Consider the following 22,313-nt stretch of genomic DNA (forward strand, 5'->3'; position numbering starts at 1 on the left):
AAAACCACAAACCCAGCGGAGACACTCATCCTTTAGTTATAGACAGTGATCCCCAATGGCGCTAGTGCTCCAACTGAATTGGCAGTTCAATGTGGATGCAGGCACCTTCATCCGGATTATTCTCGGCATAAATACAGCCTTTATGCAGTAGCACGAACTCTTTGCAGATTGCTAACCCCAGTCCTGTTCCGCCCGCACCGCTATTGGTTTTACTGCTCTGTGCAAACTTGTCAAAAATGTGCTCAAGTTCATCCTCCGGGATCCCAACCCCTTTGTCACGCACCAACAGGTGCACATACCCAGATTTTTGCATGACAGTGACACTGACCTGACTGTATTCCGGGCTAAATTTCAGCGCATTGCCCAGTAGGTTTCTCATCACCTGAGTGAGTTGCTCAGCATCACAAAACAACATAATGGCTTCTTCCTGCACATCCAGCTCAATGCGTATATGTCTTGCCATGGCCAGACCCGAGACATCTTCTTTTGCAGTATGCACTAAAGTCAGCAAATTATGCGATGACGGGTTGAAAGGAAAGCGCCCTGCATCGAGCTTAGATAAATCGAGTAAGTTGTTCAGTAACAACAGCAAACGTTCACCACTGGTTTCAATCCGCGACAAATATTTTTCTAACTTACCCACAGGTATCTCACCACAACCCAGCTTGTCGAGCCCGAAGCGGGCAAAACTCAGAATTGAGTGCATCGGGGTTCTGAGTTCATGTGACATATTCGCCAGAAACTCAGATTTACTGATATTTGCGGCTTCCGCGGCTTCTTTGGCGGCCTGAAGCTGGGCCGTACGCGCCTGAACCTCGACTTCCAGCACTTCCTTGGCTTCTTCCAGTAACTGTTGCTTACGCTTTAGCTGAGCAACGTTCTTAAAAATCGCTGCTAACGCAATTTCGCCATGATGATCAATTTCGATAAAAGTGCCCATCAGGGGAATGCTGGGTCCTTCTTCCTGTGGCAACACCAGCTCACAGTTAAAATGGCGCAAGATACCGCCATTATTAATCGCTTCTTTCAGTGCTGCGACCGATGAGGGTTCAAACAAATTGAATATCGAATGCTGCTGAAGCTGATCGCTGGGCAGGCGCAACAAGGTCGTGCAACCATCGTTCGCCTCAATCACATAGCCATCCAGGTTAAACAACATGATGGGGTCCGGCGTATGCTTATAAATCACCCGCAGTAAGCTATCCCTTTCAATCAACGCATCGACCGTATCTTGTAAACGTTCAACCAGTTCCTGATTATGTCGACGCAGCAACTCGCTCTGCCAGAGTTTATGCAGAGATTGCAGCAGCGCCCCTTCATCTATGGGCTTAGTTAGCACATCTTCCACCCCCTGACGGATGGCTTCCATCATATCAACCTGATCTTGTCGCGAAGTCATCAACAAACAGCGCGTATCACGGTGAACTTGCCGCACCTTCTTAAAAACATCCAGCCCACTTCCCTGTTCCAGGTTGAAATCACAAATCAACAAATCGACATCATGGCTACTTGCCTGTTGCATAGCCTCAGCAATACAGCGCGCTGTGACCACCGAAAGTTGTGCGCCACGCAAACTGGCCGCCAGGCGGGCAAGGCGCTCCTCTCTGTGATCAACCAGTAAAATTTTGGGCAGCTCAAGACGGTCATGATCGCCCGTTTCAAGCACTCGTTCCAGCAAGCTAGTGATTTCTTTATTACCAAAAAAAGGGTAAATCACGATGGCATTACACAGCATCCGGTTTAAGCGACTGAATGCCTCGACATGTTCCGAATTTTCTGGTTTGGGAGCCAATAAAATCAGGCGGTCATGGTCTTTAAGCGCAGACAGAGCGTCGAACGTAGTATCAGGCAGTCCATGGGCAATAGCGACAACATGGTAGGCAAAAAAGTCCTGAACTTTGTGCAACACCTGAAAGTGCAGATGTACCACTTCACAACCCAGTAACTCAAATAACACCTTCAGTCTCATAGCCAGCACACTGCTGCTATCGATAATCAATACCTTGTTGTTTTCCATAACTAAACCCTGTTGTGGTAAGCCAAATTACCGGAATATTCTTCTCAATCATTGCATTCAGTTTAGTCAAGAATTGCCGAGACGATACTCTGTGCGGTTGAATCATGCTGTTTAAGAGGTAAACTGTGAACTGAACACCATCACGTCGCGTATACTCAGGCATTGAATTTAAAACAGTTTCAGGGAGCTCCCCAATGATAAAACCGCTACTGATTTCATTAGCACTGCTCACCAGCGCCAGCATTCAGGCCAGTGATATCCCTAACTTCTCAAAGAGCACAGCATGTGATGACTTCACGGGCTACGAATTCCGAAAGCTGAGATCAAAAGACACCGTTGACTTGTGTGCTTTCAAAGGCAAACCCTTATTGGTGGTCAATACCGCCAGCAATTGCGGTTTTACCGGTCAGTTCGATGGCCTCGAAAAGCTGCACAAAGCTTATGCAGATAAGGGCTTGGTCGTGCTAGGGTTTCCGTCTGATGACTTTTTCCAGGAAGAGAACGACGAGAAAGACACCGCTGAAGTGTGCTTTATTAACTATGGCGTCACCTTCACTATGATGGCAACCGGCGCGGTACGAGGCAGTGATGCAAACCCGCTCTTTCAACATCTGGGCGAGCAGAGCGGCGCGCCCATGTGGAACTTTTACAAGTACCTGATCTCTGCCGATCGTAAGACTATACAGCAGTTCAACAGCAGAACTAAGCCCATGTCTGAGCCACTGATCGCTGCGATTGAAAAAGAACTTGATCTTAAATAATGCGCTTTAAATCTAAGTATATTAGAATAATGTATGAGCATTAATTAACCACCATGGAGAGATAATGACACTAGCCAGCGCAAGACATATTTTAGTCGATAACGAAGCCCAATGCCTGGAACTTAAGCAACGTATTGCATCAGGCGAAGACTTTGCCGACATTGCCAAACAGTATTCAAGTTGTCCGTCCGGCCAGGATGGAGGAGAACTGGGCGAGTTTGGACCGGGTATGATGGTCCCCGAGTTCGACAAAGTGGTTTTTTCTGCACCGATCAATGAAGTACAAGGGCCAGTTCAGACTCAGTTCGGGTACCACCTGCTTGAAGTGACAAGCCGGGTCGATTAATCTGCCCACGCCCATTTGCTACTGGTAGCTTACTGCTGCTGGTAGCTCTGCGTGCTATTTTCTAAATATACCCTTCCCTGTTTATACCCACATAAAAGTAGTGCTATAGTCATTGCGCATCCAACTAAAACATAAGGATTGAGTGATGATCTTATACGGCTCGGACACATCTCCGTACGTCAGGCGCATCCGCATCTACTGCCTTCGCCATGACATTACCCTGGACTATCGAAAACTGGACATCTTCAGTGATGAAGGCAGAGCAACGCTTAACCGATACAATCCGGCACGAAAACTGCCTTTTCTGCTAGCTGACGATCAGCCGGTACTCGACTCAAACGTCATTGCCCGATATTTACAACAGAAATTTTCTCTTCCCCACCTCAACTGGGCGCAGGAAAATCTCTTAACGATCCTTAATGCCTGTAACGATTCCCTGGTAGAGCTTTTACTGTGTCAGCGTTCAGAGTTTGACACCAACGAAGACAGGCTATTTTTTAACCTGCAACGTGGCAGAATAGCTGAAACCCTGCATGTATTAGATCAGCGTTGCCAGGAAAACGTATTTTTAAACTGCGAGTATCTTCAGATCAGTTTATACTGCCTGCTGGATTGGATCCGCTTCAGAGACTTGTTCGACTTAACTGCGTACAGTGCTCTGGGGCAGTTTTATGACCAATGGCAGTCTCTTGATGAGGCACGTCTTACAGATCCCAGAGCATAAGCTCGTTAACTTTGGAAATACACCATGAGTGACATCGAAATAGAATCGGAAGTAGTCAGTTTTGTCGTTGCAGCGAAAAAACAGGAGCAAGTTTGGGCACTGGGCTCAGAGGATGGCGGCCTGGTTGTCGTTGACTCTAACCAGTTTGAAGAATCAGACGTGCTACTGCTGTGGGATAACGAAGACAATGCAAAAGCTCAATGTCGTGATGAGTGGGCTGATTTTAAACCTATCGCCATCGCACTGGATGAGCTGCTTGACGAATGGATTGAAGATTTACGCGACGATAACGCGCTGCTCGGCCTTAACTGGAACGATGACAACGTCTGTACAGAAATCGAGCCAGTCGGTCTTGCCCGGGCACTGTCTGAATAGTCCCGCTTAGTCGGCGCACACTAAGGCAACCAGGGTGCCTTCTATTGAGCGCACATAAGCCTGTGTGTGCTCTCCTTTTTGGCAAGGTGGTGACAAAGGCTCTGCCCCCGCAGCAACCGCCCTGTCGTAGCTTTTTGCAACATTCTCACAGCCTAAAGTCAATTCAAACCCCAGCGCAGGCTGCTTAGGCTGGCTACGAATATAGCTTTGTTTAAACTGTGCCTGAGCGACTGGGTGTGTGGCGAATGCCAGCAGCACTTCTCCGGTATCCAGCTCTCCATAATCCCCGTCCTCGCTGAGACCACAGGCACTCAGGCCAAATGCCTGATAGTAAAAATCCAGTACCTCTTCGACACTATCAACGTAGATCACGGTTTTCAGAAACTGCATGGCGAATATTCGGGCTAAATAAATATAAATAAAGCATATTTTTCGTTCAGCGTAAACCGCTTTAGGATCCGGACAGCAATGACGCAGACAGTAAAAAGGGCGCCATTGGCGCCCTGTTATCAAGCAATTACTGCTTATTCTTTTGCTCTTTCGTAAATGCCCTGAGTTTACGCTTCTGCGACAGGGTCATTTTATTGGTGCGACCAGAATAGGGGTTATCCCCTTCACGGAACTCGATCTTAATCGGCGTGCCCATGATATTCAGCGCTTTACGATAGTAATTCATCAGGTAACGCTTATAACTGTCAGGCAAGTCATGCACCTGATTCCCATGGATCACGATGCGCGGCGGGTTATATCCCCCGGCGTGCGCATATTTCAGCTTAACCCGACGACCACGCACCAGAGGTGGCTGGTGATCGGCCTGAGCCATGTCCATGATACGTCTGAGCATAGCGGTACTAACACGCTTAGTTGCCGATTCATAGGCTTCTTCAACCGATTCAAACAGGTGACCCACTCCAGTCCCGTGTAATGCCGAAATAAAATGCAGGCGAGCAAAATCAATAAAGCCAAGACGACGGTCCAGTTCAGACTTAATACGCTCTTTCACGTAGTCATCCAGACCATCCCATTTATTCACTGCGATCACCAAAGAACGACCCGCATTCAGGGCAAAGCCCAGCAGACTGAGATCCTGGTCAGAGATACCATCACGGGCATCGATCACCAGTAAAATAACGTTGGCGTCTTCAATCGCTTTTAGCGTTTTGATAACCGAGAACTTTTCGACCACATCACTGACTTTCTTACGCTTGCGGACACCGGCGGTGTCTATCAGTACATAGTCGCGCTCATTACGGGTCATCGGAATGTAGATGGAATCCCGTGTGGTGCCAGGCATATCATATACAATGACCCGCTCTTCACCGAGAATACGGTTAGTAAGCGTCGATTTTCCCACATTTGGTCGACCAATAATCGCCAGTTTAATGGGTTTGTCTTCAAAGCCGGTTTTCCCCTCTTCCGGGGCTTCTTCCCCTTCCAGGTAAAGCTCTGTCAGCAGCTCATCGTCCTGCTCAATCTCATCTTCTTCAGCAGCCAGTTCGGCAATTACCGGACCCAGCGTGGCTTCAAGGAGTTGCGTCACGCCTCGACCATGCGCTGCAGCAATATGATATACCTCACCCAGTGCTAGCTGATAAAACTCAGCACAGTTAGAATCAGCATCAATACCGTCTGTTTTATTGGCAACAACAAAGCTTTTTTTCTGTTGCCTACGCAAATGCTGCGCAATGGCTTGGTCAGCCGCGGTCATGCCGGCACGGGCATCAACCAGAAAGAGCACCACATCGGCTTCTTCAATGGCCAGCAAGGATTGCTCTGCCATTTCCGTTTCGATACCTTCTTCACTGCCATCAATACCGCCGGTATCGACCACGATAAATTCATAGCCATCATAGTTTGCCTGGCCATATTTACGGTCACGTGTCAGGCCCGGAAAGTCCGCCACCAACGCATCACGCGTGCGGGTCAGACGGTTAAATAAAGTGGATTTACCCACATTGGGTCGCCCGACGAGAGCGATCACAGGAAGCATAGACTACCTCTTTTAAAAACAACAAAAGGCTTCGCACCGCGAAGCCTTACTTCTATTTATACCGTGTAAAGTGATTACGGAATTTTTACCGCACTGACTTCACCATCACGGGTGTACAGGATCAGTTTGTCATCTACCACGATTGGCTCGACAAAAAAGCCCGAACTATCAAATTCTTCGCGAGACACCAGAGCACCAGTTTGTTTATCCAGCCAGTGCAAGTTTCCTTCCTGATCTCCGACTACCAGATAGTCTCCCGCTACTGCCGGGGTGGTCAGATACCAGCCGCGTAATGCCGACTGACTCCAGCGTTCGATACCTGATTCTCTATCTAGAGCATAGAGTACGCCCTCGCTATCTACCAAATAAATGGTATTCAGTTCAATGCTCAGGTCTCGGTAACTGCTGTATTCACGGTCCCAGATCACATTACCATTGCGCACATCCAACGCCGCTAGTTTACCATTATACGCTATGGTATACACGGTACTGCCAATCACAACAGGCTTAGTATCTACATCAACCAGACGCTCAAACTCAGATGCACCTTTTGCCAAGGCAATATCTGTGCTCCAAGCCATAAAGCCATTTTCTGCAATCAATACCGACAGCTTGCCGCTTTCTTCACCGACCAGTACGCCGCCATTTGCTGACGTGGGAGAACTCAAGCCACGCAAGGTCAGTGCCGGAACTTCTTGTTCAAACTGCCAACGCTCTTCACCCGTATCAGGGTGCAACGCCAACAACTTACCTGAACCCAGATTCACATACACCAGACCATCTCCGGCAGCAGGTGTAGAAAGGGCCTCTCCCGGGACTGACTTGCGCCAAACCACCTCACCGGTTTCACGATCCAGAGCAACAACTTCGCCATGCTCTGAGCCGATATATAACTTGCCATAGGCCTGCAAAACGCCACCCGACAACTTTGCACTGTCATCGTCTTCCCAGGGCCAAAAAGCAGGATTCTCACGGGTATCGACTTCCCACAGCGTATCACCACTGCCAACATCCAGCGCAGCAACGAGACCGTTTCGCTCAGCAACATAAACGGTGTTCTGATAGAAGGTTGGGGTCAAACGAGAAAAGTAATGCTCAACGCCGTCGCCCACAGACTCCTGCCAAACCACATTCGTTTCGAACTGATTCACAATCTCAGGTAACACCAACTCTTGCTCATCATCACTTGAGGAACACCCTAGCAATGACGCCATACATAGCGTCAGAGAGGCCATAGTCAACTTCTTCATGGCTACTCCTTAAAGTGCTGCTGTGCCAGCCAGGTCGTCCAGTTTGATTTGCAACAGTGGGTTATTGTCGCTGCCACCGGCTGTCACTGCCTTTTGATATTCATCACGCGCGGCGTCTTTTTTACCTTGCGCTAAAAGAATATCACCTTTGACTTCAGCAAGCTGGGCTGCAAAGCTTTCAGGCATTTGATTGCCTAACGTGGCCATTGCCGCACTGTAATCTTCTTGTGCCGCCTGAACACGTGCTAAACGCAGATAAGCCGTGGCTTTTAGCTCTGGCGCTTTCACCTTACTTGCTGCGAAGCTCAGCTTCTCTTGAGCAACATCTAACTTACCTTGCTCCACCGCTTCTTTGGCAGCAACAAAAGCTGCCAGGACTGCGTAGCTGGACTCGCCGTTATTCGTTAAAAATTCATCGCTTTTGGTCAGAACGTCACCACTATCAACCAGCTGGTTGTAGGCTTCAGAACCTGCTTCTGCGCTATCGATTTGATGCTGATTGTAAGCTTTCCAACCATACAGACCACCCAGGCCCAGCACCGCGCCGATAATCAAAGATGTTCCATTTTCACGGAAAAATCGTTTTATTGCTTCGGCTTGTTGTTCTTCTGTTGAATAAATTTCCATTCTGACCTCTTTATTAATAGCGTAAAGCCAGTACCCAACTTTTGAGTAACCCGGCTTTACTGCGCATCAGCGCTTATTCCACCAACGTTGACAACAGGCTCTTTGCCTCTGCCAGTGTCAGGGTAACTTGTTCTTTATGTTCGCGGAGATACTTAACAGTCACCTTACCTTCGGCTAATTCATCTTCGCCAAAAATCAGGGCAACCAAGGCATCGCTTTTGTCCGCACGTTTTAATTGTTTCTTGAAGTTGCCACCACCGGCGTTAACCAGTACACGCAGGCCAGGGATTTCACTGCGTAGTTGTTGCGCAATGACCGGAGCCTGAATGCCAGCCTGCTCGCCCATCGCTGCAACGAACACATCTGCATTACGGCGTAATGTGCCGATACGCTCAAGCTCTTGTAACATCAGTACAAGACGCTCCATACCCATGGCAAAGCCCACAGCCGGAGTCGCTTTACCACCGACTTGCTCTACCAAGCCATCATAACGGCCACCGGCACACACGGTACCCTGCGCGCCTAAGCTATCCGTTACCCATTCAAATACGGTGCGATTATAATAGTCCAGGCCGCGTACCAGTTTTTCATTAACCTGGTATTCGACGCCCGCAGCGTCCAAACGTTCACATAAATTTGCAAAATGTTGACGAGACTCTTCGTCCAGATATTCAGACAGTTTTGGTGCATTCACCAAAATGGCCTGAACGTCTGGATTTTTGCTATCCAAAACGCGCAATGGATTGCTGTGCATACGACGTTTTGAGTCTTCGTCGAGTTGTGACTCGTGCTGCTCAAGGAACGCAATGAGCGCATCACGATAAGTTGCACGCGCTTCGTTTGAGCCCAGTGAATTCAGTTCCAGACGAACAAAATCCTTGATCCCAAACTGCTGCCATAAACGCGCAGTCATCAGGATCACTTCCGCGTCCATATCGGCACTGGCTACGCCAAAGGTTTCCACACCAAACTGGTGGAACTGGCGGTAACGGCCCTTTTGCGGACGCTCGTGACGAAACATTGGGCCCATGTACCACAAACGCTGTTCCTGATTGTACAGTAAGCCGTTCTGATTACCGGCCCGCACACAAACAGCGGTGCCTTCAGGACGCAAGGTCAGGAAATCGCCATTGCGATCTTCGAAGGTATACATTTCTTTTTCAACGATATCGGTGACTTCACCAATCGAGCGCTTAAACAGCTCGGTGGATTCTACGATAGGGAAGCGGATCTCCTGATATCCAAAAGATGCCACTGTGTCACGTAAGATAGATTCTACCTTCTGCCAGACTTGCGTATCACCCGGCAGACAATCGTTCATACCTCGAATTGCCTGAATTTGTTTTGCCACTGAAAATCCTAGTAATCTAATTTTTTACACGAAATGGCTGGCTAAGCCCGATGACTTAGCCAGATCTGATAAACCCGCTATTATACCCAGCTAGGCTAAAACGTAAACGCTTAGTTTGCCTAGTCTGTACCGGTTATTCGACTATCTTGACATCGATTTTGGGTTCATTCTGCTGTTTTTCAACATAGCTGCGTACCTGCTCTTCCAGCTGTTCGACAATATGGTCATTGTCGATACGCAGTTTCTGGCGTTCACCATTGATGTACAAACCCGAACGACGATTCGCGCCAGCTAGTCCCAAATCACTTACCAGCGCTTCACCGGGACCGTTCACCACGCAACCAATCACAGAAACAGAGATGGGTGCGGTAATATCCTCAAGGCGCTCTTCCAGCTGGTTCATCGTATTAACTACATCGAACTCCTGCCGTGAACAGCTTGGACAAGCAATAAAGTTGATACCGCGTGAGCGGATCCGCAAAGACTTCAGGATATCAAAACCCACTTTGACTTCCTGAACCGGATCGGCTGCTAAAGATACGCGCAGCGTATCACCAATCCCCTCAGCCAATAGCATCCCCAGGCCCACAGCAGATTTCACCGAGCCCGCGCGCATCCCACCGGCTTCGGTGATCCCCAGGTGCAGAGGCTGATCAATTTCTTTTGCCAGCAGGCGATAGGCACCCACAGCTAAAAATACATCTGAGGCTTTAACTGAGACTTTAAACTGGTCAAAGTCGAGTCGCTGAAGTATTTCGACATGGCGCATAGCCGATTCAAGCAAAGCTTCTGGCGTCGGTTCACCATACTTTTCCTGTAAATCACGCTCCAGTGACCCACCGTTGACGCCGATCCGAATGGGAATATTTTTATCCCGGGCGGCATCAACTACAGCACGAATACGCTCTTCGTTACCAATGTTCCCTGGGTTGATGCGCAGGCAATCCACGCCATATTCCGCTACTTTCAGGGCAATACGGTAATCGAAGTGGATATCTGCGACTAACGGAATTTCTGACTGCTCTTTGATACTCTTAAACGCTTCTGCGGCTTCCATGGTTGGCACGGATACTCGCACAATGTCTGCGCCGGCATCGGCAATCGCCCGGATCTGAGCCACAGTGGCATCTACGTCCAGGGTATTGGTGTTGGTCATCGACTGCACGGCGATCGGTGCGCCATCCCCGATTGGGACATTACCCACATTGATGCGTGTGGATTTTCTACGTTTGATCGGTGATTCTGAAAACATGACGATTACTCTGCTAACGGTAAATTAAATTTGGCTAAACGGTTACGTGGCAACCCGGAAATATCCACGGCTTCGCCATCCAGTGTGATGCTCACAGCACGATGTTTGCCCAGTACGACTGAAAACGGGGCAACACCACTGACGGTCATGGTATACCCTGCTTTTTTAACACCAAACGCAACCCGTTCCTGGCTGGCGTCAAAGATCTCAACCCAGCTGTCCTCTTTGAACACCATCACTATGGTGCTCTGTGAAAATTCGCTTTGTGTATTGCCGGGCTCTGGGGCTGGGGCAGTTACCGCCGGAGACGACAATTCAGTAGCCACAGTATTCTGTGGTACTTCAGTGCTCACCTGTGTAGCCTCGCTCTCAGACGTCGCCGACGCTAATTGAGGTCGCGCTTCGCTCACATCATCTGACGGTACAGCAGGCTCTGTGGTGGTGTTCAATTCACCACTATCGATCGTGTCCTCAATTGGCGTATTCTCTCGTGCCGTTTCTTTTGGTACCTCATTTGGCACACCGGTGACAGGTGCACTGACCTGAGGAATATCTCGGGCGTCCCCTGGCGTGATCTCGTTTTGTGTGCTGATAGTTTGCCAGAACCAAATTGCTGAGCTACCGATCACCAGCGCCAGGACAGCGTAACTAAACCACATCAGGCGATTATCATGCGCTTCTTTTTCGGTTCGACGCGAAAAGCTCTTCATCTTGCCCTTTTGCTCGGGTACGACTGGGGACTGATATAACCGTAAGGTTTCCTGTGCATCCAGGCCCAGTAAGCCACAATAGCTTTTGATATACCCTTTCACAAAGGTCTCAGGGCCCAGCTTGTGATAGTCGTCCTGTTCCAGCTTGTTGATTTGAGATTCACTGAGCTTCAGCCGTGCGGTGATCTCCTCAAAACTGACGCCTTTGTCGTGTCTGGCTTTTGCCAGTGTTTGTCCGAGCGACAGTACGTCGCTGCCGGTATCTGTGTCTAATTCTGCTTCGTTCATAAAGTATAGTTATCTGGATCCACGATTAAGAGATGTCGCCCCGGTTGTAAGACGATACCCGGTGTCAATTTGTTCCACCGCATCAGGTCGTCAATCTGTAAATTATATTCCATTGCAATGTCGAACAATGACTGGCCTTCGCCAATGGTGTGAACGATTTTAGGGTCATTTAAATACACCACCTGACCAATCGACAGCTTGTCCGACTCGCGTAAATTATTCCATGCCATCAGTTTTTCTAACTTTAGGTTGTACTTCACTGACACACTAAACAGGTTTTCTCCCAGCCTGACGGTGTGCTGAGGGATGCTGGGAAGCATAATATCTGTGTTCAATAAGCCACCCACAGCGCGATTTGATGTCCGAGCAGAAGCAGGTTCAGCTGGCAGTTGTGCCAACCAACTATCTGTAGGCTCAGCGCTTGGTCGGGATGAAGACGCTGAAAATGAAATATCCTCAGGGTCAGGCTCATAAAACACCACTTTCCCTTGTTGCATTGAAATCACAGGTTTAACCACAGCTGAAGTCGCCTTTTGTGGTTTTGTCGCGGCGCTCACTGTATCCTGTGCAAGTGAATTCTGGGTGAATTGCTGAGTACGCAACGAACGTGCGGGCGCTTTTATCTGTGACTGTTGAGACACAACAGGGGATAGCGCTGGCGCCTCAACGCGAGTACTAGCAGCCTCTACTTTCCGACGTACCTTGATCTTAGGCTCTGCCACTATATGGGTCGGCGATTTATGAGTAATCTTAGTTAACTGGGCTTGACGGTATTGCTCCTTCAGGCGTTCAAATTCGCTGTCCTTCAAACGCTGCTGGATCACCAGCGCAGCCTGAGGAGACTCAGGGTAAGTTTGCAACAACAAAGTGGCTGTTTCTTCAGCTTGTTGCAAATGACCTTTGCGTAACTCCAGTAAGTGAGACAGCAATAATCCACGTGCCGAGACAAACCCGCGGTCACCATACACCTTAAGGACTTCTTCTGCTCTATGCAGTTCACTCTTTGCATAGTGTAAGCCAGCCATTAATAACAGGGTCGACTGACGCTGACCATTGTGTTTCTCGGCGCTGCCCAGGTATTCCAATGCCAGTTCAAAGTTATCCTGACGCAGTGCACACAGGGCTAAATTTTCATAACTCTGTGCAACGCGAATATAGCTTGGGATCTCTATGGCTTTAAACAGCTGCTCCGTCGCTTCATCATACTTGCCGATGCGACATAAAAAGGTGCCGTAGTTATTGAGCGTATTGGGATCTTTGGGTGCCAGTGCCAGTGCTTTTTGATAAGCCTGTTCGGCACGGGCATTCTCGCCCACCTGCTCATAGTAGTAAGCCAGAGAATAGTGTGCTTCGGGGAGTTGTGGCGCCAAAGTCAGTGCCCGCTCCAGGTTGTACTTAGCCTGCGTGTTATTGCCGTTTGCCAGATATTGCAATGCCAGCGAAATACGGGTTTTAGCAGCATCTTCACGGCTTGCTTTGCTTTGTACAACCGGTTTGTCACTGTTGGCATAGCGAGTTTCGGTCACGCAGCCACTCAGTATCACGCTCAATGTCAGCAGCACCCCGGTTCGGGCAGCCACAGTGCGCTTTGAGACCTCAAAGGAGAAACTTTTTACCAATGAAAACATAGCTAAACTAAACACTTTAGTTATAAGCGCGCACTGACAGGTGACACTCGGCGCAAGGCCGCAGGCATAGCTCACCAGAGCGCTGTTGATCTATGCCCATATATTACCCGAATGCGTTCGAGTTTCACCCTTTTTTTAGCCAACCTTCACCGCTATCGCATTGTCTTGCAGCTGCTTTTTCTTAGCAAGGCGTTTGGTTCTGTCGACCACGTCTCCTACCAGCTGACCACAGGCAGCATCGATATCATCACCTCGGGTGCGACGCACGATACAGGTTAACCCAGCGGCCTGAAGTACTTTAGAGAAACGGTCGATACGACTGTTGCTCGAACGTCCATATTCGTTGCCCGGGAACGGGTTGAATGGGATCAGGTTGATTTTAGACGGCGTGCCTTTCAATACCTGAACCAGTTCATGGGCATGATCGGTGCTGTCGTTCACGCCCTGCAACATCACATATTCAATGGTAACGTCTTTGTTGGCTTTTGAACCATCGATATAACGGCGACAGGCCGCTAAGAATTCTTCAATCGGGTACTTTTTATTGATAGGCACCAGCTCATCACGCAGCGGGTTGTTTGGCGCATGCAAGGAAATCGCCAGTGCGACGTCAATTTTTTCTTTCAGGATATCCAATGCCGGTACCACGCCCGAGGTACTCAAAGTAACACGACGCTTAGACAGGCCGAATGCCCAGTCATCCATCATCAGTTCCATGGCAGGCACCACGTTATTGATGTTAAGCAGCGGCTCCCCCATGCCCATCATCACCACATTGGTGATCGGACGCTTGGTGCTGTCACCATCATGCAAGCCAATGTCTTTGGCTACGCGCCACACCTGACCGATGATCTCGCTGACTTTAAGGTTACGGTTAAAGCCTTGTTGCGCCGTGGAGCAAAAAGTACATTCCAGCGCACAGCCAACCTGAGAAGACACACACAAGGTGGCGCGGTCTTTTTCCGGGATCCACACGGTCTCCACTTCCTGTCCGCCATCCAGCACAAGGGCGTACTTGATGGTGCCATCGCTGGCCTGCTGGCGTACCGAGATTTCCGGTGCACGGATCTCACACTCCGCCTGCAACTTAGCGCGCAGCTTTTTATTGATGTTGCTCATATCATCGAAGTTATCGATGCCGAAGTGGTAAATCCATTTCATGACCTGATCGGCGCGAAACGGCTTTTCACCGTATGATGCAAACAACTCGCGCATCCCCTCGCGATTTAAATCAAGTAAGTTAATTTTTTTCTCAGTCGTAGTCATGAAACAACCCCAGATCAGATGACGGCCAGTGCAAATTTAATAAAACGCCAAATTGTACAAAATTCAATCAGCGCTTTCAAATCTGAATACTTTGCTAAACCTGCTGTCTGTCGCATTCAGGCTTAGCAAAGTGCATCAGGGACGAAAAAAGGGCGCTAAGGCCCTTCTTTCCTGTCACCGCGCTCGAATTAACGAGTACGTGCACACAGCTCTTCTTCAGTGAAGAAGTAAGCGATTTCACGTGCAGCAGACTCTGGAGCGTCTGAACCGTGTACCGCATTTTCGTCGATGCTGTCAGCGTAATCAGCACGTAGCGTACCCGCTAGGGCTTCAGCTGGGTTAGTTGCACCCATGATTTCACGGTTTTTACGGATTGCATCTTCACCTTCAAGTACCTGAACCATTACTGGACCAGATGTCATGAACTCAACCAAAGCACCGAAGAAAGGACGCTCTTTGTGCTCTGCGTAGAAACCTTCCGCTTTCTCTTGAGAAAGGTGGATCATTTTAGCTGCAACGATCTTCAGACCAGCAGACTCGAAACGGTTGTAGATTGCACCGATGTGGTTTTTAGCTACCGCATCAGGCTTAACGATTGAAAAAGTACGCTCTAAAGCCATCTTTTTTGCTCCAAAATGAAATTAATGAATTTATACGGGCGCGAATTATACGCGTTTTAGATGTAAAAACCTACTATTTCCGTCCCGCTTTGATTTTGTGTGAAACCAGGCCTTATGTGACCGCAGGTTGGGCAATTTGTCAGGGACCCCGCAAAACCTGATCCAAGTCAAAAAACACCTCGGCGGCTTGCCCTATACTGCGCCGCTTTTTGATTTAACCCAATCGTCAGGTTCACTGCAATGCAGGGCACGCAGACGATTGATTTACCCCAACAGCTGACCCGTAATCAGTTCAATGTATGAGGTTTTTGAGATGTTTGTACCTGAGCTCCTTTCACCCGCCGGTAGTTTAAAGAATATGCGTTACGCTTTTGCGTACGGTGCCGATGCCGTGTACGCCGGCCAGCCGCGCTACAGCCTGCGCGTGCGCAACAATGAATTCGACCTGGCCAACCTCGAAATTGGCATTAACGAAGCCCACCAGCAAAATAAAAAGCTGTATGTGGTGTCTAACATTGCGCCGCACAACGGCAAGGTCAAAACTTACCTGCGCGATATTGAGCCGGTTATTGCCATGCAACCGGACGCGCTGATCATGTCCGACCCGGGTCTTATCATGCTGGTACGCGAAAAGTGGCCCGATATGCCCATTCACCTGTCCGTTCAGGCCAACGCCGTCAACTATGCCGCCGTACAATTCTGGGCAAAGCAAGGTATAGAGCGGGTGATCCTGTCGCGGGAGCTGTCGCTGGAAGAAATTGCCGAGATCCGCACTTTGTGTCCGGATACTGAGCTGGAAGTGTTCGTGCATGGTGCGCTGTGTATGGCCTACTCAGGGCGCTGCCTGCTCTCTGGCTACATCAATAAGCGCGACCCGAACCAGGGCACCTGCACCAATGCCTGTCGCTGGAGCTACGACGTTAAACCGGGAGAAGAAAACGCCACAGGCGATGTGGTGCACAAAATTGACCCGCAACAGGTGATCCCAACGCTCGGCGACGGGCAACCGACCGATCAGGTGTTTATGCTCGAAGAACAAGGTCGCCCGGGTGAGTATATGCCGGCCTTTGAAGATGAGCATGGCACTTACATTATGAATTCCAAAGACCTGCGTGCCGTACAATACGTGGATCAGCTGACCAAGATGGGCGTGCACAGCCTGAAAATTGAAGGCCGGACTAAGTCTTTTTACTATGTTGCCAGAACTGCGCAGGTTTATCGCCGCGCTATTGACGATGCCGTCGCCGGTAAACCGTTCGACCCGTCACTGATGCGAACACTGGAAAATCTGGCGCACCGAGGCTACACCGAAGGCTTCCTCAAGCGCCATGCCCATCAGGAATACCAGAACTACGACTATGGTCACTCAGTATCTGATCAGCAGCAGTTTGTTGGCGAGATCCTGGGACGCCACGACAATGGCCTGGTGGAAATTGACGTTAAAAACAAGTTCTGTACCGGCCACAGCCTGGAGTTGATGACCCCACAGGGTAATATCAGCTTTAACCTTGAGCACATGGAAAACAAAAAAGGCGAGCAGATCAGCGATGCCAAGGGCTCGGGCCATATTGTGAAGATCCCACTGCCCGAAGACATTGACCTGAGCCACGCTATTTTGATGCGTAACCTGGGCGCACAGGAAGACACCCGCAATCCGTTTAAAAAAGCCTGAACCGGCCAGAACGGAGCGTAAACTATGGCGTTACTGATCAATAGTAAATGTATTAACTGCGATATGTGCGACCCGGAATGCCCCAACCAGGCAATCTATATGGGTGAGAAAATCTATGAGATAGACCCGGATAAGTGCACAGAATGTGTCGGCCACTACGACCAGCCAACCTGTGTCAGTGTCTGCCCGATTGACTGTATTAAACCAGACCCCGCACACCGCGAGAGCCTGGATACGCTGGCTGAGAAGTTTCTCAAACTCACAGGCCAGAGCTAATCTCTGCTAAAAGCGCCCACGGGCGCTTTTTCCTTTTGTTATTATTCGGATATCTGCACAGCAAAGTAAACTCCGATCCGCCTCCCCAACGTATCATTCCCTTGTAAACCTGCGTACTGTTCGATTGCAAAACCCATAGGCTGTGCCAGACTTGTTAAGGCGTCTAACTTTTAAACAGGGAGTCTCTATGCCGGGCTGTAAAACTTGCCGTTGTCACACCGATTACAAAATGGACATCACTATGGCCATGCAACCGATAGTGAACCTGCGCACCCGGCAAGTCTATGCCTATGAAGCACTAGTCAGAGGCACTCAGGGTCAGTCGGCCGGGCAGGTACTCGCTCAGGTCACAGAAGACAGCAAATATTATTTCGACCAGTTGTGCCGTACTACTGCCATTGAGATGATGGCTGGTCTCAGCGACACAGCCAAGCTCTCCATCAACTTTTTACCCAACGCCATTTATGATCCCCAAACCTGCTTGCGCAAAACCCTAGAAGCCGCCGATAAATTCAACCTGGCAAAGAAACGTATTATTTTTGAGGTCTCTGAACAGGAACACCTCACTGACCATGAAAAACTCATCGATATCGCCAATACGTATAACAAAAACGGCTTCAAGGTTGCATTGGACGATTTTGGCGCAGGCTATGCGGGCATTGAAGTGCTGCACCGCTTTCAGCCCGATATCATCAAGCTCGATATTTCACTGGTTAGCGGCATTGCACAGGACCCGGTCAAACAAGCCATCGTGGATGGCATATGCCTGATGGCTCGCCGACTAAATATCGACCTGGTGGTCGAAGGCGTCGAAACTCTGGCGGACTACCAGTGCCTGTGCGATTTAGGGGTGTACCTGATGCAGGGCTATCTGTTTGCCAAACCCGTGATTGCAACTTTGCCGACCCCCAGCTTTCCCACGGAGCCAGCCGAGCACGCCGAGTAAGGACATCCCATGGAATCCAACAGTTTTGAGTCATTTTTTCATGATACCTATATGCCACACGGGCACTGTTATTTATGGCAACCCCACCTGCTGTGGGGCAATGTTATTTCGGATTTACTCATTGCCACCGCTTACTTCTCTATCCCCATTGCCATTATGATATTTGCCAAAAAACGGCCTGATGTTGGCGGACACTGGCTGTTTGTGTTGTTTTCAAGCTTTATCTTGCTGTGTGGACTGACTCATTTGATAGGGATTTACACAGTCTGGCAAGGTGCCTATGGCATGCATGCTCTGGCCAAAATGGCCACCGCTCTGGTCTCTATCACCACAGCGGTGTACATGTTCCGCCTTATTCCCAGTGCCATTGCCATTCCCACCCCGAATCAATTTCAGGGGGTGTCCCGCAAGCTCGACAAGGTCACACAGGAAAAACATCAGCTGGACTCAAAACTGGCTGAGCATGAGTTAACCCACTTTATTCTCAACAGCCTGCCTGCCAGTATCGTGGTTCTCGATGAAACCTTTAAAATCACTCAGTGTAACCCGCACTTTCTTAAGGCCTTAGATCTTTGTGACACCCAACTCAATGGTCAGCCGCTGAGCGAGTGGATTGAATTCAGCGATCCCTTTACCACCATAGATACGCTGGCCCATAAGCTGAGCAATGCAGAATCAGCGGAGCTGTCAACTTTATGCCATGTTACGACACAAGCTAAGTCCACCATTCCAATGGAAATGAAGCTGGTTAAGGCCCAGTTTGAAGGACAAAGTGTGGTGCTAGCGCTGTTTAATAACCTGAGTACGCTTAAAAATACCGAACGAGCACTCAAAGAGTCTGATAAAAAAATGCGCCGGGCCATCAATGCCACCGCCGATGGCATCTGGGAGTGGAATGTTGTCACTGGCGAGGTCAGTTACTCGCCTCGCCTGATGGCGATGATAGGCAAAGCCAATATAGAGCACCCTGGTTATGAGGACTGGTTTGAACATATTCACCCTGAGCACCGCCAGCGTGTAGAACAGGCCATTGAACACCACTTTAAAAGTAAGGAACAGTACCAGGTGGAGTATCAGGGCCGCAACGAACACGGCGAGTACAGTTGGTTTATGGCAGTGGGTAATAGCCAGTTTGATGAGCAGGGCAAACCCCTGCTGATGTCTGGCGCGCTGCGCAACATCGACTCCAGCAAAATACTGGAGCGTAAAGTCAGTGAAAAAACCAACATCTTAAACGCAATCTATAATGGTGCCAGTCAGGCCATCTGGCTATTGCAGATAGAAGAAGACGGTGATTTTACTTTCCTGGAATTTAATCCAACCGCCTGCCAACGCGCATCCATCAAGCTGGAGGACATTCAGTTCAAACGCTTATCCGAGTTACGCGGAAAAATGTTTGATGACCAAATTCTCAACCATATTCAGGATAACTACCAGACCTGTTGCGAACTCAAAAAGCCGTTGGAGTATATCGAAATGCTGCCAACGCATGGTCAGGAATTATGGTATCAAACAACGTTGTACCCTTTGCTCGATAGTCAGGGTAACGTAAAACAATTGGTTGGAACCGCTATTGACATCACAGCTCGGAAATACGCAGAGACCGAATTACGAGACAGCCAACAATTTTTGCAACGCATCATAGACTCTGCCGTCTGCGGTTTGTACTTGTTTGATCTGACACAGCAGACCAATGTGAAAATCAACCGCAGATACACACACCTGCTCGGGTATACACTTCAGGAGCTGGAAAACCGCAATCTGATGGAGCTGTTTCACCCACAGGAGCGCCCTTTGTTAGATGCTCATATGAAAGAAGTCGTTAGCAGTCAGAGCGGTGATTTAATCCCATTAAAGTACCGCTTCAAGCATAAGCAGGGACACTGGGTCTGGTGTTATTCGCTAGATACAATAGTCACCCGAGATGAGCAGGGTAACCCGGAGCTGATGTTGGGGACCTTTGTCGATATCACGGAACAAACCAACCTGCTGCGTGAATTACAGGAATCCAATGCCAGCCTCGAACATTTTGCCTTCATTGCTTCTCATGACTTACAAGAGCCACTGCGTAAAATCTCCGCCTTTTCCGACAGCTTGTCATTACGGCTGGCTCCAGCCCTGAAAGAGGACGATAAAGCCTGCTTTGAAATGGACAGGCTACTGGATGCAACGCAGCGCATGCGCACCATGATCCAGGACCTACTCAAGCTATCCCGGCTGAATGCGCACCAATTAAAACTAACCCGAGTATCACTCAATAGCCTGATTACTGAAGCGTGCGATCAACTGAGCTTTATAATTGAGGAAAGTCACGCCCAAATAGAATGTGATAACCCGGATTGCGAACTGGAAGTGGATGCCTCTTTGTTTATTCAAATCTGGCAGAACCTGATTGCTAACAGTATTAAGTTCTGTGCTGACGACAAGGCACCCTGCGTGCGGATCACTATCCAGCGCGAGGGCACGACGCTAATGCTGCACTATCAAGACAACGGCATCGGTGTACCTGAGCAGTTCAGGCAACAGATTTTTGAACCCTTCAGGCGTTTACATGGCGACAGCCACAAAGGCAGCGGGATTGGTCTATCCTTATGTAAGAAAATAGTTGACCTGCATGGTGGGCAAATTACCTGTATCGACAGCGAACACGCTGGTGCACACTTTGTAATCACGCTAAAACAACGGGAGCTATGATGGAAATCGTATTAGTTGAAGACGACCCGGATGACATTTATTTCTTCCAGCAAGCCTGTGCAGAACTTCCCCGGGAGCCCAAAGTCACCGTGTTAAACAACGGCATTGAGTTTATCTCTCATGTGCAGCAAAGTGACAGCCAGATGCCCGTTTACCTGCTGGATTTAAACATGCCACACAAGGGCGGGCTCGAAGCGCTGGAAGAGCTGCAACAGCTGGGGTTGGTAAACTCCTTGTTGGTGATCTGCTACACCACGTCGGACAGCCCCAAAGATATCGCCAAAGCCTATCATCTTGGTGCCAAATCTTATTTAACCAAACCGAACCGCCTGACGGAGCTGACCGAGCTGGTCCAAACGCTCATTAAATATTGGTTTCAATACAATCAAAAACGCAAAGGATAAGGTATGAATGCCAGGTTAATCTATTTACTCGAGGACAATCAGGATGACATCTATCTGGTGAAAGAACTGCTAAGCCAGCACCATGGTAAGCACCATTATGCCGTCAATGCCTTTGAAACCATAGAGTCGCTGCGTGATGCAGTCGCCCAGCTTAATCCCGAAGCCATTTTAATGGACCTTAACCTGCCACAAAGCCGGGGGCTGGAAACCTTGCTGCGGGTTAAAGACTTTGCCGCACACATCCCCATCATAGTGTTGACGGGCATGTCCGACGAAATGTTTGGCGAGAAAGCCATTCAGCTTGGCGCGCAGGACTATATACCAAAGCACGAGCTCAGCGCTCATTTACTCAGGCGCACCATAGTGTTTTCTAAAGAGCGTTTTGATATGCAGCGTAACCTGGAAAACCTCGTCAGCCTGGACAGACTTACCATGCTCAACAACCGCGGCGCACTGGATACACACTTACATACCCAGGTTCAGGATGCCCGGCGTTATGGTAAGCAGTTTGCCATGTTGTTTATCGACCTTGATAATTTTAAAACCATTAACGATGAGTTAGGTCATCAGGCAGGCGACCAGCTGCTCAGGCTGCTTGCGTCTAAACTCAAAATGTACAAACGCAGCTCAGATTTTGTGGCGCGCTTTGGCGGCGATGAATTTGTGGTGATTGCCCCCAACATAGACAACCCGGGCCAGCTGGAACTATTTACCCGTTACAAGCATAACCTGCTGGCCGACAATTACTGCCTGCAAGATCAGCAAGGCAATATGCGCGAAGTCACACTGGATCTCAGTATCGGTGCCGTGCTGTTTCCGGATCATGGTGATGGACCAACTGAATTATTGAGTTGTGCAGATAAAACTATGTACCAGGCCAAAACTCAGTCATTGCCCTTTCTGCTGGCCGAGCCAAAGCGTAACTCAGCGTAATCTCAGGGCCTGATGGCCGGTGCCCCATCAGGCCTGTCTGCAATCATATTACTGTACTTATTAGCCCTTCTGAAACACCCGACGTTCGCTCGGTTTAAACCTGGTTCAACGTCCTTTGTCGTGATACCAGTCGTCAGCCAAATTGCAAACTTAAATGAAACAAAAATGTAAACATTAAGAAAC

Annotated in this window: 21 protein-coding genes; 10 read left to right on the forward strand and 11 right to left on the reverse strand. The window is 49.1% G+C overall.

Annotated elements, in window-relative coordinates; all coding sequences use genetic code 11:
• Positions 1 to 61: 61 nt before the first annotated feature.
• A complete protein-coding gene (locus ACXAH1_RS10940) occupies positions 62 to 2,017 on the reverse strand; it encodes an ATP-binding protein (protein ID WP_475196660.1) in 1,956 nt (651 codons plus the stop codon).
• A 194-nt stretch (positions 2,018 to 2,211) separates the two neighbouring features.
• Here ACXAH1_RS10940 and ACXAH1_RS10945 point away from each other — a divergent pair, with 194 nt between their 5' ends.
• The 4 genes from ACXAH1_RS10945 to ACXAH1_RS10960 all read left to right on the forward strand — a co-directional run bounded on the left by ACXAH1_RS10945 (position 2,212) and on the right by ACXAH1_RS10960 (position 4,223).
• Positions 2,212 to 2,778 carry a glutathione peroxidase gene (locus tag ACXAH1_RS10945; protein WP_475196662.1) on the forward strand — a complete coding sequence of 189 codons (567 nt, stop codon included), beginning with the start codon at positions 2,212 to 2,214 and terminating at the stop codon, positions 2,776 to 2,778.
• A 64-nt stretch (positions 2,779 to 2,842) separates the two neighbouring features.
• Positions 2,843 to 3,124: a peptidylprolyl isomerase gene (locus ACXAH1_RS10950; RefSeq protein ID WP_054015990.1), complete on the forward strand. Its 282-nt coding sequence runs from the start codon at positions 2,843 to 2,845 to the stop codon at positions 3,122 to 3,124.
• 145 nt (positions 3,125 to 3,269) lie between these two features.
• A complete protein-coding gene (locus ACXAH1_RS10955) occupies positions 3,270 to 3,848 on the forward strand; it encodes a glutathione S-transferase family protein (protein WP_475196665.1) in 579 nt (192 codons plus the stop codon).
• A 24-nt stretch (positions 3,849 to 3,872) separates the two neighbouring features.
• The gene (locus ACXAH1_RS10960) at positions 3,873 to 4,223 is read left to right on the forward strand and encodes a DUF2750 domain-containing protein (RefSeq protein ID WP_253047900.1); all 351 of its coding nucleotides are present in this window, start codon (positions 3,873 to 3,875) and stop codon (positions 4,221 to 4,223) included.
• Between the two features lie 6 nt (positions 4,224 to 4,229).
• On the opposite strand, the gene ACXAH1_RS10965 is transcribed toward ACXAH1_RS10960, so the two are convergent.
• From ACXAH1_RS10965 to ndk, 10 genes are all read right to left on the reverse strand, one after another.
• Entirely contained in the window at positions 4,230 to 4,613 is a 384-nt protein-coding gene (locus ACXAH1_RS10965) for a VOC family protein (protein ID WP_138551059.1), read from the reverse strand.
• A 127-nt stretch (positions 4,614 to 4,740) separates the two neighbouring features.
• On the reverse strand, positions 4,741 to 6,213 hold the full coding sequence (gene der, locus ACXAH1_RS10970) for a ribosome biogenesis GTPase Der (RefSeq protein ID WP_253047902.1): 1,473 nt from the start codon (positions 6,211 to 6,213) through the stop codon (positions 4,741 to 4,743).
• Positions 6,214 to 6,287: 74 nt separating this feature from the next.
• Complete coding sequence (bamB, locus tag ACXAH1_RS10975) at positions 6,288 to 7,463, reverse strand: outer membrane protein assembly factor BamB (RefSeq protein ID WP_475196666.1); 1,176 nt, start codon at positions 7,461 to 7,463, stop codon at positions 6,288 to 6,290.
• 9 nt (positions 7,464 to 7,472) lie between these two features.
• Positions 7,473 to 8,090 carry a YfgM family protein gene (locus ACXAH1_RS10980; RefSeq protein ID WP_475196667.1) on the reverse strand — a complete coding sequence of 206 codons (618 nt, stop codon included), beginning with the start codon at positions 8,088 to 8,090 and terminating at the stop codon, positions 7,473 to 7,475.
• 73 nt (positions 8,091 to 8,163) lie between these two features.
• Positions 8,164 to 9,441, reverse strand: coding sequence for a histidine--tRNA ligase (hisS, locus tag ACXAH1_RS10985; RefSeq protein ID WP_475196669.1), 1,278 nt, complete (start codon positions 9,439 to 9,441; stop codon positions 8,164 to 8,166).
• A gap of 133 nt (positions 9,442 to 9,574) precedes the next feature.
• The gene (gene ispG, locus ACXAH1_RS10990) at positions 9,575 to 10,693 is read right to left on the reverse strand and encodes a flavodoxin-dependent (E)-4-hydroxy-3-methylbut-2-enyl-diphosphate synthase (protein ID WP_046005072.1); all 1,119 of its coding nucleotides are present in this window, start codon (positions 10,691 to 10,693) and stop codon (positions 9,575 to 9,577) included.
• 5 nt (positions 10,694 to 10,698) lie between these two features.
• The gene (locus ACXAH1_RS10995; protein ID WP_475196671.1) at positions 10,699 to 11,691 is read right to left on the reverse strand and encodes a RodZ domain-containing protein; all 993 of its coding nucleotides are present in this window, start codon (positions 11,689 to 11,691) and stop codon (positions 10,699 to 10,701) included.
• The gene (gene pilW / locus ACXAH1_RS11000; protein WP_475196672.1) at positions 11,688 to 13,319 is read right to left on the reverse strand and encodes a type IV pilus biogenesis/stability protein PilW; all 1,632 of its coding nucleotides are present in this window, start codon (positions 13,317 to 13,319) and stop codon (positions 11,688 to 11,690) included. Before pilW ends, ACXAH1_RS10995 begins: the two co-directional genes overlap by 4 nt.
• Positions 13,320 to 13,454: 135 nt before the next feature.
• On the reverse strand, positions 13,455 to 14,585 hold the full coding sequence (rlmN, locus tag ACXAH1_RS11005; RefSeq protein ID WP_054016001.1) for a dual-specificity RNA methyltransferase RlmN: 1,131 nt from the start codon (positions 14,583 to 14,585) through the stop codon (positions 13,455 to 13,457).
• A gap of 188 nt (positions 14,586 to 14,773) precedes the next feature.
• Positions 14,774 to 15,205 (reverse strand): nucleoside-diphosphate kinase, encoded by a 432-nt coding sequence (gene ndk, locus ACXAH1_RS11010; RefSeq protein WP_010383936.1) that lies wholly within the window; start codon positions 15,203 to 15,205, stop codon positions 14,774 to 14,776.
• A 313-nt stretch (positions 15,206 to 15,518) separates the two neighbouring features.
• Here ndk and trhP point away from each other — a divergent pair, with 313 nt between their 5' ends.
• The 6 genes from trhP (at position 15,519) to ACXAH1_RS11040 (ending at position 22,130) form a co-directional block, all read left to right on the forward strand.
• A complete protein-coding gene (trhP, locus tag ACXAH1_RS11015; protein WP_130245767.1) occupies positions 15,519 to 16,877 on the forward strand; it encodes a prephenate-dependent tRNA uridine(34) hydroxylase TrhP in 1,359 nt (452 codons plus the stop codon).
• Positions 16,878 to 16,901: 24 nt separating this feature from the next.
• On the forward strand, positions 16,902 to 17,153 hold the full coding sequence (locus ACXAH1_RS11020; protein WP_046005076.1) for a YfhL family 4Fe-4S dicluster ferredoxin: 252 nt from the start codon (positions 16,902 to 16,904) through the stop codon (positions 17,151 to 17,153).
• Positions 17,154 to 17,340: 187 nt separating this feature from the next.
• Positions 17,341 to 18,099, forward strand: a complete 759-nt coding sequence (locus ACXAH1_RS11025; RefSeq protein WP_475196675.1) for an EAL domain-containing protein — start codon at positions 17,341 to 17,343, stop codon at positions 18,097 to 18,099.
• 9 nt (positions 18,100 to 18,108) lie between these two features.
• The gene (locus ACXAH1_RS11030; protein ID WP_475196676.1) at positions 18,109 to 20,793 is read left to right on the forward strand and encodes a PAS domain-containing protein; all 2,685 of its coding nucleotides are present in this window, start codon (positions 18,109 to 18,111) and stop codon (positions 20,791 to 20,793) included.
• Complete coding sequence (locus ACXAH1_RS11035) at positions 20,793 to 21,197, forward strand: response regulator (protein ID WP_475196677.1); 405 nt, start codon at positions 20,793 to 20,795, stop codon at positions 21,195 to 21,197. Before ACXAH1_RS11030 ends, ACXAH1_RS11035 begins: the two co-directional genes overlap by 1 nt.
• Positions 21,198 to 21,200: 3 nt before the next feature.
• Positions 21,201 to 22,130: a GGDEF domain-containing protein gene (locus ACXAH1_RS11040; protein WP_475196679.1), complete on the forward strand. Its 930-nt coding sequence runs from the start codon at positions 21,201 to 21,203 to the stop codon at positions 22,128 to 22,130.
• The last annotated feature ends 183 nt before the right edge of the window (positions 22,131 to 22,313 follow it).

The organism is Pseudoalteromonas sp. AWH4_217 (assembly GCF_056161105.1).